Raw genomic sequence first — 14,395 nt, forward strand, 5'->3', positions numbered from 1 at the left:
CCCGTCCCCGGAACCCAGAGCGAGGACTTTCGTGCTTGATCGGCAGCGCACTCGGCGTGAGGCACCCAACGCCGTCCGCGTCGAGGACGTGATCCCGGCCGAGATTCTCGACGGCGTCGGTGACGCCGATCGTGACTATCTCGAGCAGGTCTTCCGCGATCCGCAGAAGTTCCTGCCGCCGCGCCCGGAACCGGACCGTGCCACCGAGCAGGCCGACGACCAGGGTGAACCCGAGAGCCGAGTCGCCCGCCGGGCCAAGCTGGCCGGGCTCCTCGCCGCCGGCGCGCTCGTCGCCGCGGCCGTGGTCGCCGCACCCATGCTGACCAGCGCGCACCGCGCCGCCACTCCGGCCGACACGGCCACGCCCGCCGACTTCACCGGCGCCGCGGAACTCGGCGGCCTCGCCGTCCCGCAGCGCCAGGCCGGTGGCGGCGCGCCGGAGCAGTCCGGCCCGACCACCCCGCAGGGCACGCACTCCGGCGGCGCGCCCTCGGCCCAGGAGTCGACCTCCGGTGGCAGCCCGCAGCCGCAGGCGGCCCCGAAGGCGGACACCGCGGTGCCCGACGCGGCGGCCGACCCGCGCAGCGCGAGCCGGAAGATCCAGGCCGTCAAGGACTTCTACGCCGCGATCGCCAAGAACTCGGACGGCGCGCTGGCCCTGCTGAGCCCCACGCTGGCCGACGGCGCCGCCGGTGAGCTCGTCCGCACCTGGAGCGCCATGGACGCCATCGACGTCCAGGAAGCCGACACGCAGATCAAGCCGGACGGCTCGATCGTCGCGGTCGCCACGCTCCACCGCCCGGACGGCGCGCTGGTCCGCGTGACCCAGCTGTTCCGGGTCGCCGACACGGGTGGATTGATCACCGAAGCCGAGCTCGTTTCCGCCCAGTACATGTAGCCCAGTGCGATCATCCCTTCACCCGTGGTTCAAGTGCCTGTACCGGATTCGTGTGCGCAGAGTGAGCGCCTAGCCTTGTCACGCGTCGGTCTCGGAAAAGCCGGCACACAGCCCACGACATGTGCATACGCTCCAGCGAAGCGGCGTGCGCCTGGCCGCGTCACCGGGAACCCGTCCTCACGCCCTGGTGAACTCGGAGCCCAAAGGGAGGTCGCGTGAGCGACGAGGGTCGCCTGGTCGCCGGTCGGTACCGCATCGACGGCCGGATCGGCACGGGCGCGATGGGGGCCGTCTGGCAGGCGCACGACGAAGTCCTGGGCCGCACCGTGGCCATCAAGCAGCTGCTGCTCCATTCCCACCTGGACGAGCACGACGCCGAAGACGCCCGGCAGCGCACCATGCGCGAGGGCCGGATCGCGGCCCGGCTGCACCACCCGAACGCCATCTCCGTGTTCGACGTCGTCACCGACGACAACGGCCAGCCGTGCCTGATCATGGAGTACCTCAACTCCACCAGCCTGGCCGCCGTGCTGCAGGAACGCCGCACGCTGCCGCCGACCGAGGTGGCGCGCATCGGCGCCCAGGTCGCCGCGGCGCTGCGCGAGGCGCACGCGGTCGGCATCGTGCACCGCGACATCAAGCCGGGCAACATCCTGCTCGGCGGCAACGGCGTCGTGAAGATCACCGACTTCGGCATCTCCCGCGCCAAGGACGACGTCACGGTCACCAAGACCGGGATGATCGCCGGCACGCCCGCGTACCTGGCCCCCGAGGTCGCCATCGGCGGTGATCCCGGTCCGGAGTCCGACGTGTTCTCCCTCGGGTCCACGCTCTACGCCGCGTGCGAAGGCCAGCCGCCGTTCGGCCTGTCCGAGAACACGCTGAGCCTGCTGCACGCAGTCGCCGCAGGGCAGATCAACCCGCCGCGCCAGTCCGGGCCGCTGGCCAGCGTCCTGGCCGTGCTGCTGCACCCGGACATCGAGCACCGGCCGACCGCCGAGGAGTGCGAAGAGCTGCTCGCCGCCGTCGCGCGCGGCGAACTGCCGCTCGGCGGGCCGGCGGAGGAGACCATGCTGGCCCCCGCGGCCGGCGTGCTCGGCGCGGCCGCACTCGCCGACCCCGGCGCGACCCAGATGTTCGACGAGATCCCCGCGGGCCACTCGGGCACGCTGCTGGGCGGCGGCGCGGCGCCGACGCAGGCCGTGCCGTTCTACGACGAGGACGACTACGCCGAGGGCACGGGCTACCCCGAGGACGACTACGACCGCGGGTACACGCGCTACCCGGAGGACGATCACCCGTACGAGGCCGGAGGCGTGCCTCCCGGCCTCGCCGCGACCCGTGCGGTGCCGGTGCCCCCGCACGGCCAGCAGGACCCGTACGCGGACGACCAGTACGACGACTACGAAGACGAGCCGGCCCCGCTTCCCCCGCCGCGGCAGCGTCCGCAGGCGAGCCCGCCGCCGGACGACGACGAGAAGCCCGGGGCCTGGAAGCGCCCGGCGATCATCGGCGGCATCGTGGTCATCGGCCTGGTCGCGCTGGGTGTCTGGCTGCTGAGCCCGAACAACCCGCAGGCGCCGGCGACGCCGATCTCGAGCAACCGGCCGACGCCGGCCGCGACGTCGCAGTCGCTGCCGTCGACGACGGACGAGCTGCCGACCAGCACCGTCGACCTGCCGTCGAGCACGAACGAGCCGACCACGTCGGCGAAGCGGACGACGACACGGCAGACTCAGCCGGAGCAGACCACGACTCCGCGGACGACGGCTCCGAAGCCGACGACCTCCGAGCCGACGACTACTCCCCCGCCCGACTCGTCCATTACGCCGACTAGCACCACGCCGTGACCAGAGGTTTGTGTTGAGTTCTGAAGGCACCATCGTCGGCGGCCGGTTCCGGCTGGACCAGCCGATCGGCCGCGGCCGCGCCGGGATCGTCTGGCTGGCGTTCGACACGCGGCTGTTCCGCACCGTCGCGATGAAGCGGATGTACCTCCCGGTCGGCGCCGGCGACCGCGCCGAGCAGGCGCGCGCGGCCGCGATGCAGGAGGGCAAGGACGCGGCCCGGATCGAGCACGCGTCCGCGATCAAGGTGTTCGACGTGCTGCCCGAGGGCCAGGACGTCTGGCTGGTGATGGAGTACATCCCGTCGCGCAGCATGGCGACGTTCCTCGCCGAGCACGGCCGGCTCACCCCGGACCAGGCGGCGGCGCTGGGGATCCAGCTCGGCAACGCGCTCACCGCGATCCACGCGGCCGGGTTCGTGCACCGCACGCTCGAGCCGGGCACCGTGCTGCTCGCCGACGACGGCGGGGTGAAGCTCACCGACATCGGCATCAGCGGCGGCGGGCCGAGCCCGGCGTACGTGGCGCCCGAGGTGGCGCGCGGCCTGCCGCCGGCGCCGCCCGCGGACGTCTTCTCCCTCGGCGCGACGCTCTACACCTCGGTGGAGGGCGTGCCGCCGTTCGGCGAGGACGGGCAGTCTTCGGAGCGCCCGGCGCAGAACGCCGGCGTGCTCACAGCGGCGCTGCGCAAGATGCTGCGCTCGGACCCGACGACCCGGCCGACGATGGCCGACACGGTCCGCTCGCTGAGCGCGATCACCGAGGGCCGCGAGACGGCGTTCATCCCGCCGACCGCGCCCGGCATCCCGCCGCCACCACCCCCGCCGGCGCCGCCGTTCAACCCGGCGCACACGCCCGCGGCGCCGCCGTTGCCGCCGTCGGGACCGCAGTACCAGCAGCAGATCCCGCTCACCACGCCCGCACCCGGCTACTCCTCGGCGGAGGAGACGCAGCGGATGCAGCCGGTGCCGCCGTCGGAGCAGGCGACGCAGTTCGTGTCCGCGCCGGTTCCCCAGTCGCCGGCCCCGCAGCAGGCCGCGGCCGCGGACGACTGGAACCTGCCGGTGTCGAAGAAGACGCTGATCACCGTGGCCGCGATCCTCGCGGCCGTGCTGGTGGGCATCCTCGTCTCGGAACTGTTCTTCGTTTAAGCCACTTTCGCGGTCGCCGCGCGCATCGCTTCGAGCAGCGTGCGGACGGCCGGGTGGCCCCAGGCGCGTGACGCGACGGCGGCGTGGATCGCCCGGATCGGTTCCGGGTGGCGGATCTTGCGCACGACCACGCCGGGGTGCTGCGAGCCGAGCCCGAGCTCCGGGATCAGCCCGACGCCGATGCCGGCGGCCACGAACCCCTGCGCCGTCTGGTAGTCCTCGGACTCGACGACGACGTTCGGCGCGAAGCCGGCCTGCGCGCACGCGCCGAGCAGGATGTCGCGGCAGACGCCGGGCATGCCGTCGACACCGACCCACGGCTCCTCGGCGAACTCCGTCAGGTCGATGACGCGCTTGCGGGCCAGCGGGTGGGTCTTCGGCAGTACGGCCCGGTACGGGTCGTCGAGCAGGTGCACCAGCTCGACGCCCTTGCCGGGCGGGGTCTTGCGCGGGAAGACGGTGATCGCGACGTCGGCCTCGCCCGACTCGACGTCGGCCAGCGGGTCCAGGGGTTCGACGAGCTTGAGGTCGAGGCGCACGCCGGGGTGCTCGCGGCGGACCGCGGCGATGGCGGGCGGGACCAGGGACGCGCCCGCCGTCGCGAAGTAGCGGATGGTGATGCGGCCGATGCGGCCCTCCTTGAGCTCGGTCAGCGCGGCCTCCGCCTTCGCCAGCTCGGTGCTGAGCGTCTCGGCGTGCTCGGACAGCAGCGAGCCCGCCGGCGTCGGGCGGACGCCGCGCCCGACGCGTTCGAGCAGTTCGGTGCCCGCTTCGCGTTCGAGCGCGGAGAGCTGCTGGCTGATCGCGGACGGCGTGTAGCCCAGGTTGCGGGCCGCGGCGGTGATCGACCCGCTGGTGATCACGGCGCGGAGGACCTGCATGCGGCGGACGTCGAGCATGGCCCGATCGTACAGCTCGGCTTAAGTGTTCCTGCAGTTATTTGCGCTTGTCCTTACGTCTCGCGGGCGCGAAGCTGGCGATGATCGTTGAAGGAGGACTGGGGTGGGCGAGACGAAGACCCTGCTCAGGATCGCCGCGCTGGCGCTGATGTGGGGCTCGAGTTTCTTCTGGATCAAGCTGGGGCTGGGGATGTTCTCGCCGGTGCAGCTGGTCCTGGCGCGGCTCGTGCTGGGCGCGGCGATGCTCCTGCTGCTGTGCAAGCTGCAGCGGGCCCGGCTGCCGCGCGACCGGCGGACGTGGGGGCACCTGACCGTCGCGGCGTTCTTCCACAACGCGCTGCCGTTCCTGCTCTTCGCGATCGGCGAAACGACGGTCGACTCCGGGATCACCGGCGTGCTGAATTCGACGACGCCGCTGTGGGTGCTGCTCGCGGCGCCGATGATGGGGACGTCGTCGCGGATGACCGGGACGCGCTTGGCCGGGCTGCTCGTCGGCCTCGGCGGGATCCTGCTGATCTTCGCGCCGTGGCAGGCGTCGGGCCTGCTGAGCTGGGGTGCCCTGGCCTGCCTCGCCGCGGCGGCGAGCTACGGCTTCGCGTTCGTCTACGAGGGCAAGTACCTGTCGGGGACTTCGGTGTCGCCGTACGCGCTCTCGGCCGGGCAGATGCTGCTGGCGAGCGGGTTCCTGCTGCTGGCGCTGCCGGCGGGCGGGTTCACGCCGGTGCACTTCGGGGTGGGGCCGCTGCTCGCGATGCTGGTGCTCGGCATCGGTTCGACGGGCATCGCGTTCGCGCTGAACTACCAGCTGCTGGCGAGCGAAGGCGCGGTGGCGGCTTCGGTCGTCGGGTATCTGCTGCCGGTGGTGTCCGTGTTGCTCGGCGCGGTGTTCCTGGGCGAGCAGCTGAACATGCGGGTCATCGCGGGGATGCTGGTCGTGCTCGGCGGGGTCGCGTTGACCCGCCTTCAGAAGCCGGAGCGAGGGGTCCTGGAGGAGCCCGGTGACCAGGCGGATGGGCTTGGTGACGACACCACCGGCCGCGCGTCCAGGCCTCTCGCTCCTCTGGCGGACAGAGGCTCCCCCGGAGTGCCGTCACGAACGGCCCGTTCGCGCCGCCGAAAACGCATCTTTCCTAGGGAAAGTGACGCCTTGGGGGCCGGAACGCGCATCTTTCCTGGTGAAAGTGGCGGTTGAGGGGATTGCGGTCAGACCAGGCGGCGGTCGGAGGCCCAGCGGGACAGCTCGTAGCGGTTCGACAGCTGGGTCTTCCGCAGCACGCTCGACACGTGCGTCTCGACCGTCTTCACCGAGATGAACAGCTCCGACGCGATCTCCTTGTACGCGTACCCGCGGGCCAGCAGCCGCAGGACGTCGCGCTCCCGGGGCGTCAGCAGGTCCAGCTCGGGGTCGTTGATCGGGGCCGAACCCGGACGGTCGGCGAAGGCGTCCAGGACGAAGCCCGCCAGCCGCGGCGAGAACACCGCGTCGCCGTCCGAGACGCGGACCACCGCGCGGACCAGTTCCTTCGACGAGATCGTCTTCGTCACGTAGCCGCGGGCGCCGGCGCGGATGACCGCGATGACGTCCTCCGCGGCGTCCGACACCGAGAGCGCCAGGAACACGGTGTCCGGCAGCTCCGGGCGGACGCGGCGCAGCACCTCGGCGCCGCCGCCGTCGGGCATATGGACGTCCAGCAGCACCACCTGGGGCTTCGTCCGGGCGATCCCGGCCACCGCTTCGGCGACCGAACCGGCTTCGCCGACCACGCGGACTTCGTCCGTGATCGAGTCGAGCTCGGTGCGGACGCCCGCGCGGAACAACGCGTGGTCGTCGACGAGGAACACCTTGACCGGTTCCCGCTGGCTATCCGTCACGACTCTCCCTCAGTGGCCCTGGGTCCCGAGCATAGCCGCCTCACGCCGCCCCCTTGCCCGCTTTCACCGGCATGGCGAGCTGCACTTCGGTGCCCTCGCCCGGCGCGGTCCGCAGCTTGCACGTGCCGCCGTGGCGGGTCATCCGGCCGCGGATCGAGTCGGCGAGGCCGTGGCGGTCGCCCGGGACGACGTCCGGGTCGAAGCCCTTGCCGCGATCGCGGACGAACACGGTGACCGACGTCGGCTCGACCTCGGCGTAAACGCTGACCTCTTCGACCCCGGCGTGCTTGGCGGCGTTGACGATCGCCTCGCGCGCGGCCTGGACCAGCGCGACCAGCGCCTCGTCCAGCTCGGCGTCGCCGACCACGACCTGGCCGACGGAGATCGCGAAGGTGTCTTCGACCTCGCCGCACGCCGTCGCGAGCGCTTCGGACAGCTGTCCCGAAGTCTGGGTCTCTTCACCTTCGGCGGTCTTCTCGACGGGCTTGCCGTAACCGTTCGGGCCGTAGAGCCAGCCGCGTAGTTCGCGTTCCTGGCTGCGGGCGAGGCGCGCGACCTCGCGCGGCTGCTCGCTCTGCTTCTGGATCAGCGCCAGCGTCTGCAGCACGGAGTCGTGCAGGTGGGCGGCGATCTCGGCGCGTTCGTCGGTGCGGATGCGGGCCTTGCGCTCGTCGGACAGGTCGCGGACCAGGCGCAGCCAGAACGGCACGGTCAGCACGGCGACGCCGATCAGCGTCGCGATCACCGCGATCAGCGCGAACTGGACCTGGTCGAGACTGCCGCTGCGAAGCACGACGACGCCGATGCCGGTGATCACCAGCGCGACGCCGGCGACGATCCGGATGGCCGCCGACCAGCCACCGCCCCCGAGGAAGGCGCCGGCGACGCTGTCCTTCGCGCCGGTGCGCCAGCGGCGGCGCTGCGACTCGTCGGCCTCCCGCCAGACGACCGCCGCACCGATCATGGCGACGGCGAGCGGCACGGCGACCCAGCCGCTGATGAACCCGGTGAGCGTGCCGCTGGCGACGGCGAGGCCGACACCCAGCGCGATCAGCCCGAAAGCCTGCTGACGCTCTTTCGACGTCGGCGTCGTCGCGGCTTCTTCGGACTGCTGCTGGACGAACACCCAGAGCAGGCCATACGCGAGCAAGCCGGCGCCGTTGAGGGCGGCCAGCAGCGCGAACCCCGTCCGCACCCAGACGACGGGCACGCCGAGGTGGTCGGCTAGACCACCGGCGACGCCGGCGATCGCCCGCCCGGACCGGCGCCGGAACATCTTCGGCGAGGGCGGGACGGTGACGGCCTGCGTCACCGTCTCGGGGACGACGACCTGGTCGTGGGACTCCTGCACGCCGTCCATGGTCACACGCGCGGACGTGGGGGTGCATCGGGGAAACCCCCTGATCCGGTGGATCGGCACCCTTCCGGCCGCGCCGGAAGGGCCAACACGGCGGAAGGAGTGGCCGGCGCGAGCCGGTCGGCGTGTTGGCCGGGGCGGGTGGGTGGCGGCCTCGGGGGACCCTCTCCGGGGAGAATCAGGGTCCTTCCCGGATGTCTCCGGGACCGCCGTCGCGCATGCTTTGGCCTATGAGTGGTGCGAGTGAGACACGGGCACCGAAGCCGAGTCCGTTGAACGGCTTCGAGGAGACCGTCAAGGACTTCTGGGGCAGCCGGCCGCGGCGGCCGCACGGGGGGCGGAAGGTCGCGGGGGTCGCCGCGGCGATCGGGAACCGGTACGGGATCGATCCCGTCGTGGTGCGGGTCGCCCTGGTGGTCGCGACGATCTTCGGTGGCTTCGGGGTGACCTTCTACCTGCTGGGGTGGCTGTTCCTGCCCGGCGAGAGCGACGACGTCTCGGGCTTCGAAGGCCTGATCGGGCGGGGGCGCTCGTCGGTGTCGCCCGCGTTCGCGGTCGTGCTGTCGATCCTGACCGTCGTCAGCGTCGGCGGGAGCTTCAGCGGCTCGTGGTTCGACGGCGGCGGCCTCATCAGCTTCGCGCTGCTCGGCATCGCGCTCTACCTGCTGCACCGCAGCCGGGGCCACGAAAACCGGCCGGCGCCGGTCACGCCGCGGTCGCCGGCCGCGGCCTTCACCGGGAACGGAGCCTTCACCATGACCGACACCGCGACCGCCGAAGCGCAGTCGCCGTCCCAGCGGGGCTGGGACCCCCTCGCCGCCGACCCGGCCGGCTGGGACCTGCCCGACGCACCGTCCTATCAGGAACCGCCGCCGCCCGTGCCGCCCAAGGCATACCGGGCGCCGGAACCCCGTCGCCGCTCGAACTCGAAGGTGGGTTCGGCGACGTTCGGCCTGGCCGTCGTGACCGCCGGTGGCGGCGTGCTCGCGAACCTCAACGGCGTGCCCTGGTTCTCCGCGCAGCACATCATCGGGCTGGTGCTCGGGGTGGTCGGGATCGGCCTGGTCACCGGCGCGTTCGTCCGCGGCGGGCGGGGCCTGATCGGGCTCGCGGTGCCGCTGGCGATCGTCGGGATGATCCTGACGACGGCGCCGTTCCAGAACTTCGACTTCCGCGGCGGTGCCGGCGACCTCACCGTGACGCCGGTCGTGGCGAGCGACGTCAAGCCGCTCTACCAGCACGCGGCGGGCGACATCGACCTCGACCTGACCAAGCTGCCCGTCGGCTCACCGATCACCACGAACGTGGTCAACGGCGCCGGCAACTCGACGATCACCGTGCCGGACACCGCGGACGTCACTTTCGACTGCCGTACCGGCGCCGGTACGACGGAGTGCTTCAACCGGTCGACGGACGGCATCAGCCAGGACTCGCTGACCGGGACGGACTACGGCACCGACGGCGTCGGCGGCCAGAAGATCACCCTGCACGTGTCGAACACGGTAGGCGACGTGGAGGTGCGCCGTGGCTGACCAGAACCCTTACGCCTACGACAATCCGGCCGAGGCGGCGCCCGCGCGGCGCGGCGTGGACTTCTTCACCCTGATCGTCGGGGTCGCGACGCTGCTGATCTCGGCGTACGTCCTCTCGGACGGCGCGACCTGGCTGCCGCACTTCGACTTCCGCTGGGTGATCGCGGGCGGCGCGGTGTTCGTGGGGCTGCTGCTCCTCGGCGCGTCGTTCGGCGGCAAACGCCGGCGCTGAACCGAAAACGCCACTCACTCTCGAGGCCCCGGATCCCACGCCGGGGCCTCGAGTCCGTCTAGAGGCTTACTCCCACTCGATCGTGCCCGGCGGCTTGGACGTCACGTCCAGGACCACCCGGTTGACCTCCGCGACCTCGTTGGTGATGCGGGTCGAGATCCGCTCCAGGACCTCGTACGGCAGGCGCGTCCAGTCCGCGGTCATCGCGTCCTCCGACGACACCGGGCGCAGGACGATCGGGTGGCCGTACGTGCGGCCGTCACCCTGGACGCCGACGCTGCGGACGTCCGCCAGCAACACGACCGGGCACTGCCAGATGCTGCGGTCCAGCCCGGCCGCCGTCAGCTCCTCGCGGGCGATCAGGTCGGCCGCGCGCAGGGTTTCGAGGCGCTCGGCGTCGACCGCGCCGATGATGCGGATGCCCAGGCCGGGGCCGGGGAACGGCTGGCGCTGCACGATCGTCTCCGGCAGGCCCAGCTCGGTGCCGACCTTGCGGACCTCGTCCTTGAACAGCAGCCGCAGCGGCTCGACCAGCTCGAACTGCAGGTCGTCCGGCAGGCCGCCGACGTTGTGGTGGCTCTTGATGTTGGCCGTGCCCTCGCCGCCGCCGGATTCGACGACGTCCGGGTAGAGCGTGCCCTGGACCAGGAAGCGGTAGTCGCCCTCGGCCTTGAGGTCGCGCTCGGCCTGCTCGAAGACGCGGATGAACTCGCGGCCGATGATCTTGCGCTTCTGCTCCGGGTCGGTGACGCCGGCGAGGGCGTCCAGGAACCGGTCGCGGGCGTCGACGGTGACCAGGTTGACGCCGGTGGCGGCGACGAAGTCCTGCTCGACCTGGGTGCGCTCCCCCGCTCGCAGCAGGCCGTGGTCGACGAACACGCAGGTCAGCCGGTCGCCGATGGCGCGCTGCACCAGCGCGGCCGCGACGGCGGAGTCGACCCCGCCGGACAGGCCGCAGATCGCCCGGCCGTCGCCGACCTGCTCGGTGATCCGCTGGACCTGCTCCTCGACGATCGACGACGTCGTCCACTGCGGCTTGATACCGGCGATGTCGTGCAGGAAGCGGCGCAGCACCTCCTGGCCGTGCGGCGAGTGCGCGACCTCGGGGTGGTACTGGACGCCGGCGAAGCGGCGCTCGACGTCTTCGAACCCGGCGACCACGGCGCCGTCGGAGGAGGCCGTGACGACCGAGCCCTCCGGGGCTTTGGTGACGCTGTCGTTGTGGCTCATCCAGGCGGGCTGGGTCGCGGGCAGGCCGGCGTGCAGGACACCGCCGTCGCCGGTGACGCGGACCTCGGTGCGGCCGAACTCGCGGACGCCGGTCGGCTCGACGACGCCGCCGAGCGCGCTGGCGAGCAGCTGGTGGCCGTAGCAGATGCCGAAGATCGGCACGCCCGCTTCGGTGAGCTTCGGGTCCATGCTCGGGGCGCCTTCGGCGTACACGCTCGAAGGGCCGCCGGAGAGGATGATCGCCGAGGGGTTCTTCGCGAGGAGCTCGTCGACGGACGCGTTGTGCGGCACGACCTCCGAGTAGATCTGCGCCTCCCGGACGCGCCGGGCGATCAGCTGCGCGTACTGCGCCCCGAAGTCCACGACGAGAACCGGACCGGTGGGACTGGGCACCTGGGAACCTCCTGGCGACGGTGGGATTCCCCTCCATCGTCCCAGGTGGGCCGGGTCACCCGGGCCCCGCCCCCATCCTCGAACGAGGACAGCCGCTGTCCGCGAGAGACCCTACGGTCGTCGCATGGCTGTGAACTGGACCAAGGAACTGACCGACCAGCTCGACTTCCACTGGACCGTGCTGGTGCGCCCGAAACTGGCCGGGCTGACCGACGACGAATACCTGTGGGAGCCGGCCGCGGGCTGCTGGACGGTCCGCCCGCGCAAGTCCGACGACGAGCCCGGCACCGGCCCGTTCACCATCGACTTCGCGTTCCCGGAACCGACGCCGCCGCCGGTCACGACGATCGCGTGGCGGCTCAGCCACGTCCTGGTCGGCGTGCTGGGGATGCGGACGGCGTCGCACTTCGGCGGCCCGCCGATGACCTACGACGACTACCCGTACCCGGGCACGGCCGCCGACGCGCTGGCCCTGCTGGACGACTACTACGCCCGGTGGGTCGAAGGCGTGAAGTCACTCGACGACGACGGTCTCGCACGGGCGTGCGGCCCGGCGGAAGGCCCGTACGCGAAGTACCCGATGGCGACGCTGGTGCTGCACATCCACCGCGAGATGATCCACCACTGCGCCGAAATCCTGCTGCTGCGCGACCTCTACCGCACCCGGTGACCGGAGATCCTTGTAACGCCGAGTCACCGCCGGTCCGACTCAACGGGTAGGGAAGGCGGCTCCGACCGGGGCCCGCCGCCACCGAGGGGGACCCGCGCATGCTCTACCGACTCCGCCCGCCCGGTCACCTGACCTGGTGTGACGTGCCCGGGTACGCGATCTGCCGCGCCGACGACCAGCCGCCGCCCGACTGGGAACGGCTGTCGTGGGTGCCCGCAGAAACGCGTGCGTTCAGCAACGACCTGCTGCGGATCGCCGTGCGCTACGGCGTGCGTTCGGGGCTCGGAATCGTCGTCGACGCACGGCACACCGTGGACCTGGGCCGCGCCGACGAGCTGCGCTGCGACCTGATCGCGGCCGCCCACGCCCGGACGGGCGCGCGGGTGGCCGTCGAGGGCGACGTCCGGGCCTGGGAACGGACCGAGGCGGCGGCTCGCGTGGCCGAGCAGGATCTCGCGGAGCTGCTCGCGGTGCCGGTGCAGGCGCACCTCGTCGAGCACTGGCACCGGCTCGGCGGCCACCTCACCCGCCCTTGACGCCACTTTCGCCGTGAAAGTGATCCGGTGTTACGACCTCCGGATGTGTGGCAAGAGTGGGTGATGGGAGCAGCAGGAAGCCGAGCACCATGCCCAGCAGGCAGGGCACGCCGTGGTTGTCGTGGACGACCGTGTCGACCACGGCCAGCACCGGCGCCGCGAACGCCAGCACCCGGAACTGCACCGGCAGGACCACGCCGTAGCGGCGCGACGCCACGATGACCAGCACGGCCAGCGCGCCGAGCAGGCCGGCGACGCACATCGAGTTGCCCGCGCCGACCGGGTTGAGCCAGACGTAGCTCAGGAACTGCCCGGACAACCCGCAGCCGAAGTACAGCACCAGCCAGCGCCACCGGCCGAACACGCGCTCGGCGAGCGTGCCGAACACCGCCAGCCAGACCAGGTTCGAGACCAGGCCGAACGCCCAGCCGTCCTGGAAGAACATGCCCGTGAGCAGGCGGTACCACTCGCCGGCGTCGATCCGGGCCGCGTCCCGCACGACGTGGTCGTACAGCGGCGGGTGCACCAGCTGCGCGATCCCGCACGCCAGCGTCACCAGGAAGACGATGCCGGTCAGCACCGGCAGGCGCGGGCCGGTGGCGAGGGCCCCGAAAGTGGTGCGGGGTGCGGGGTGTGTGCTCATGGCCGAAAATCTAGGCGCGACGACGCTGTCACACCCCCGACGTTTGTCACGGTGAAAGGACTTGCATGCGAGCGACAGTCATCTACGGCGCCGGCGACGTGCGGGTGGAAACCGTCCCCGACCCGAAGCTGGTCGAGCCGACGGACGTCATCCTGCGGGTCGTGCGGTCCTGCATCTGCGGCAGCGACCTCTGGCCGTACGCCGGCATGAAGCCGAGTGAGCACGGCCGCCGGATCGGGCACGAGTTCCTCGGGATCGTCGAGGAGACCGGCGCCGACGTCACGACCGTCGCGAAGGGCGACCTCGCCGTCGCACCGTTCGTCTGGTCCGACAACACCTGCGAGTTCTGCCGCGAAGGCCTCCAGACGTCCTGCCTGCACGGCGGCGGCTGGGGCTCGAAGGGCGTCGACGGCGGCCAGGGCGAGGCCGTGCGCGTGCCGCAGGCCGACGGCACCCTGGTCAAGCTCCCGCACACCGAGGACGAGGCGCTGCTCGCGTCGATGCTCACGCTGTCGGACGTCTTCTCCACCGGCCACCACGCCGCGGTGAAGGCCCGCGTGACCGAGGGCCGGAACGTCACCGTCATCGGTGACGGCGCGGTCGGTCTCTCCGCCGTCCTCGCGGCGAAGCGGCTCGGCGCCGACCGGATCGTCCTGATGGGACGCCACCGGGCCCGCACCGACCTCGGCCGCGAGTTCGGTGCGACCGACGTCGTCGCCGAGCGCGGCGACGAAGGCATCGAGAAGGTCCGCGAGCTGACCGGCGGCCGCGGGACGCACGCCGTGCTCGAGTGCGTCGGCACGAAGGGCGCGTTCGAGATGGGCATCGGGGTCGTGCGGGCGGGTGGCGCCGTCAGCCGCGTCGGCCTGCCGCAGTACGACGAGGGCCCGATCGGTGTGGGCGTGTTCCGGCGCAACGTCACCGTCACCGGCGGCGTCGCGCCGGCCCGGCACTACATCCCCGAGCTACTGCCCGACGTCCTCGACGGCAAGTACCAGCCCGGCAAGGTCTTCGACCGGACCATCGACGTCGAAGGCGTGCCGGACGGCTACCGCGCCATGGCCGACCGCGAGGCGCTGAAGGTGCTCATCAAGCCGTGACCCGTCCGGGTGGGGGTCCCACGCCGGACTCCCCAC

Annotated in this window: 13 protein-coding genes and 1 pseudogene; 9 read left to right on the forward strand and 5 right to left on the reverse strand. The window is 72.0% G+C overall.

Annotated features, from left to right (window positions below; genetic code table 11):
• The first annotated feature begins 31 nt into the window (after positions 1-31).
• The 3 genes from OG494_RS32885 to OG494_RS32895 all read left to right on the forward strand — a co-directional run bounded on the left by OG494_RS32885 (position 32) and on the right by OG494_RS32895 (position 3,895).
• Positions 32-898 (forward strand): hypothetical protein, encoded by an 867-nt coding sequence (locus OG494_RS32885; RefSeq protein ID WP_328445372.1) that lies wholly within the window; start codon positions 32-34, stop codon positions 896-898.
• A 215-nt stretch (positions 899-1,113) separates the two neighbouring features.
• Positions 1,114-2,748: a serine/threonine-protein kinase gene (locus OG494_RS32890; RefSeq protein ID WP_328445374.1), complete on the forward strand. Its 1,635-nt coding sequence runs from the start codon at positions 1,114-1,116 to the stop codon at positions 2,746-2,748.
• 13 nt (positions 2,749-2,761) lie between these two features.
• Entirely contained in the window at positions 2,762-3,895 is a 1,134-nt protein-coding gene (locus tag OG494_RS32895; RefSeq protein WP_328445376.1) for a serine/threonine-protein kinase, read from the forward strand.
• On the opposite strand, the gene OG494_RS32900 is transcribed toward OG494_RS32895, so the two are convergent.
• Positions 3,892-4,794, reverse strand: a complete 903-nt coding sequence (locus OG494_RS32900; protein WP_328445377.1) for a LysR family transcriptional regulator — start codon at positions 4,792-4,794, stop codon at positions 3,892-3,894. The two genes, OG494_RS32895 and OG494_RS32900, sit on opposite strands and share 4 nt — an antisense overlap.
• A gap of 103 nt (positions 4,795-4,897) precedes the next feature.
• Here OG494_RS32900 and OG494_RS32905 point away from each other — a divergent pair.
• A pseudogene (locus tag OG494_RS32905) lies at positions 4,898-5,764 on the forward strand (DMT family transporter); the annotation flags it as partial.
• Positions 5,765-5,997: 233 nt separating this feature from the next.
• On the opposite strand, the gene OG494_RS32910 reads toward OG494_RS32905, so the two are convergent.
• Complete coding sequence (locus OG494_RS32910; RefSeq protein WP_328445379.1) at positions 5,998-6,666, reverse strand: response regulator transcription factor; 669 nt, start codon at positions 6,664-6,666, stop codon at positions 5,998-6,000.
• A 40-nt stretch (positions 6,667-6,706) separates the two neighbouring features.
• A complete protein-coding gene (locus OG494_RS32915; RefSeq protein WP_328445381.1) occupies positions 6,707-8,032 on the reverse strand; it encodes a PspC domain-containing protein in 1,326 nt (441 codons plus the stop codon).
• Positions 8,033-8,253: 221 nt separating this feature from the next.
• Between OG494_RS32915 and OG494_RS32920 the strand changes: the two genes are divergently transcribed.
• Positions 8,254-9,555, forward strand: coding sequence for a PspC domain-containing protein (locus tag OG494_RS32920; RefSeq protein WP_328445382.1), 1,302 nt, complete (start codon positions 8,254-8,256; stop codon positions 9,553-9,555).
• Positions 9,548-9,787, forward strand: coding sequence for a hypothetical protein (locus OG494_RS32925; protein ID WP_328445384.1), 240 nt, complete (start codon positions 9,548-9,550; stop codon positions 9,785-9,787). Before OG494_RS32920 ends, OG494_RS32925 begins: the two co-directional genes overlap by 8 nt.
• Positions 9,788-9,853: 66 nt before the next feature.
• Here OG494_RS32925 and guaA read toward each other — a convergent pair whose 3' ends face one another.
• Positions 9,854-11,410 carry a glutamine-hydrolyzing GMP synthase gene (gene guaA, locus OG494_RS32930; protein WP_328445386.1) on the reverse strand — a complete coding sequence of 519 codons (1,557 nt, stop codon included), beginning with the start codon at positions 11,408-11,410 and terminating at the stop codon, positions 9,854-9,856.
• A 124-nt stretch (positions 11,411-11,534) separates the two neighbouring features.
• On the opposite strand from guaA, the gene OG494_RS32935 reads away from it, so the two are divergent.
• Both OG494_RS32935 and OG494_RS32940 read left to right on the forward strand, forming a co-directional pair.
• Complete coding sequence (locus OG494_RS32935; protein ID WP_328445387.1) at positions 11,535-12,080, forward strand: DinB family protein; 546 nt, start codon at positions 11,535-11,537, stop codon at positions 12,078-12,080.
• Between the two features lie 98 nt (positions 12,081-12,178).
• Positions 12,179-12,616 (forward strand): hypothetical protein, encoded by a 438-nt coding sequence (locus tag OG494_RS32940; protein ID WP_328445389.1) that lies wholly within the window; start codon positions 12,179-12,181, stop codon positions 12,614-12,616.
• On the opposite strand, the gene OG494_RS32945 is transcribed toward OG494_RS32940, so the two are convergent.
• Positions 12,603-13,259, reverse strand: a complete 657-nt coding sequence (locus tag OG494_RS32945) for a rhomboid family intramembrane serine protease (protein ID WP_328445391.1) — start codon at positions 13,257-13,259, stop codon at positions 12,603-12,605. The genes OG494_RS32940 and OG494_RS32945 overlap by 14 nt on opposite strands.
• Positions 13,260-13,324: 65 nt before the next feature.
• On the opposite strand from OG494_RS32945, the gene OG494_RS32950 reads away from it, so the two are divergent.
• Positions 13,325-14,359, forward strand: coding sequence for a zinc-dependent alcohol dehydrogenase family protein (locus tag OG494_RS32950; RefSeq protein WP_328445393.1), 1,035 nt, complete (start codon positions 13,325-13,327; stop codon positions 14,357-14,359).
• Positions 14,360-14,395 lie beyond the last annotated feature (36 nt).

Source organism: Amycolatopsis sp. NBC_00438, from assembly GCF_036026695.1.
Lineage (GTDB): Bacteria > Actinomycetota > Actinomycetes > Mycobacteriales > Pseudonocardiaceae > Amycolatopsis.

Bases quoted from the DNA above. Each gene is read 5' to 3' on its own strand.
- OG494_RS32900 (WP_328445377.1), bottom strand. From the start codon at position 4,794: ATGCTCGACGTCCGCCGCATGCAGGTCCTCCGCGCCGTGATCACCAGC.
- OG494_RS32920 (WP_328445382.1), top strand. From the start codon at position 8,254: ATGAGTGGTGCGAGTGAGACACGGGCACCGAAGCCGAGTCCGTTGAAC.
- OG494_RS32935 (WP_328445387.1), top strand. From the start codon at position 11,535: ATGGCTGTGAACTGGACCAAGGAACTGACCGACCAGCTCGACTTCCAC.
- OG494_RS32945 (WP_328445391.1), bottom strand. From the start codon at position 13,259: ATGAGCACACACCCCGCACCCCGCACCACTTTCGGGGCCCTCGCCACC.
- OG494_RS32940 (WP_328445389.1), top strand. From the start codon at position 12,179: ATGCTCTACCGACTCCGCCCGCCCGGTCACCTGACCTGGTGTGACGTG.
- OG494_RS32950 (WP_328445393.1), top strand. From the start codon at position 13,325: ATGCGAGCGACAGTCATCTACGGCGCCGGCGACGTGCGGGTGGAAACC.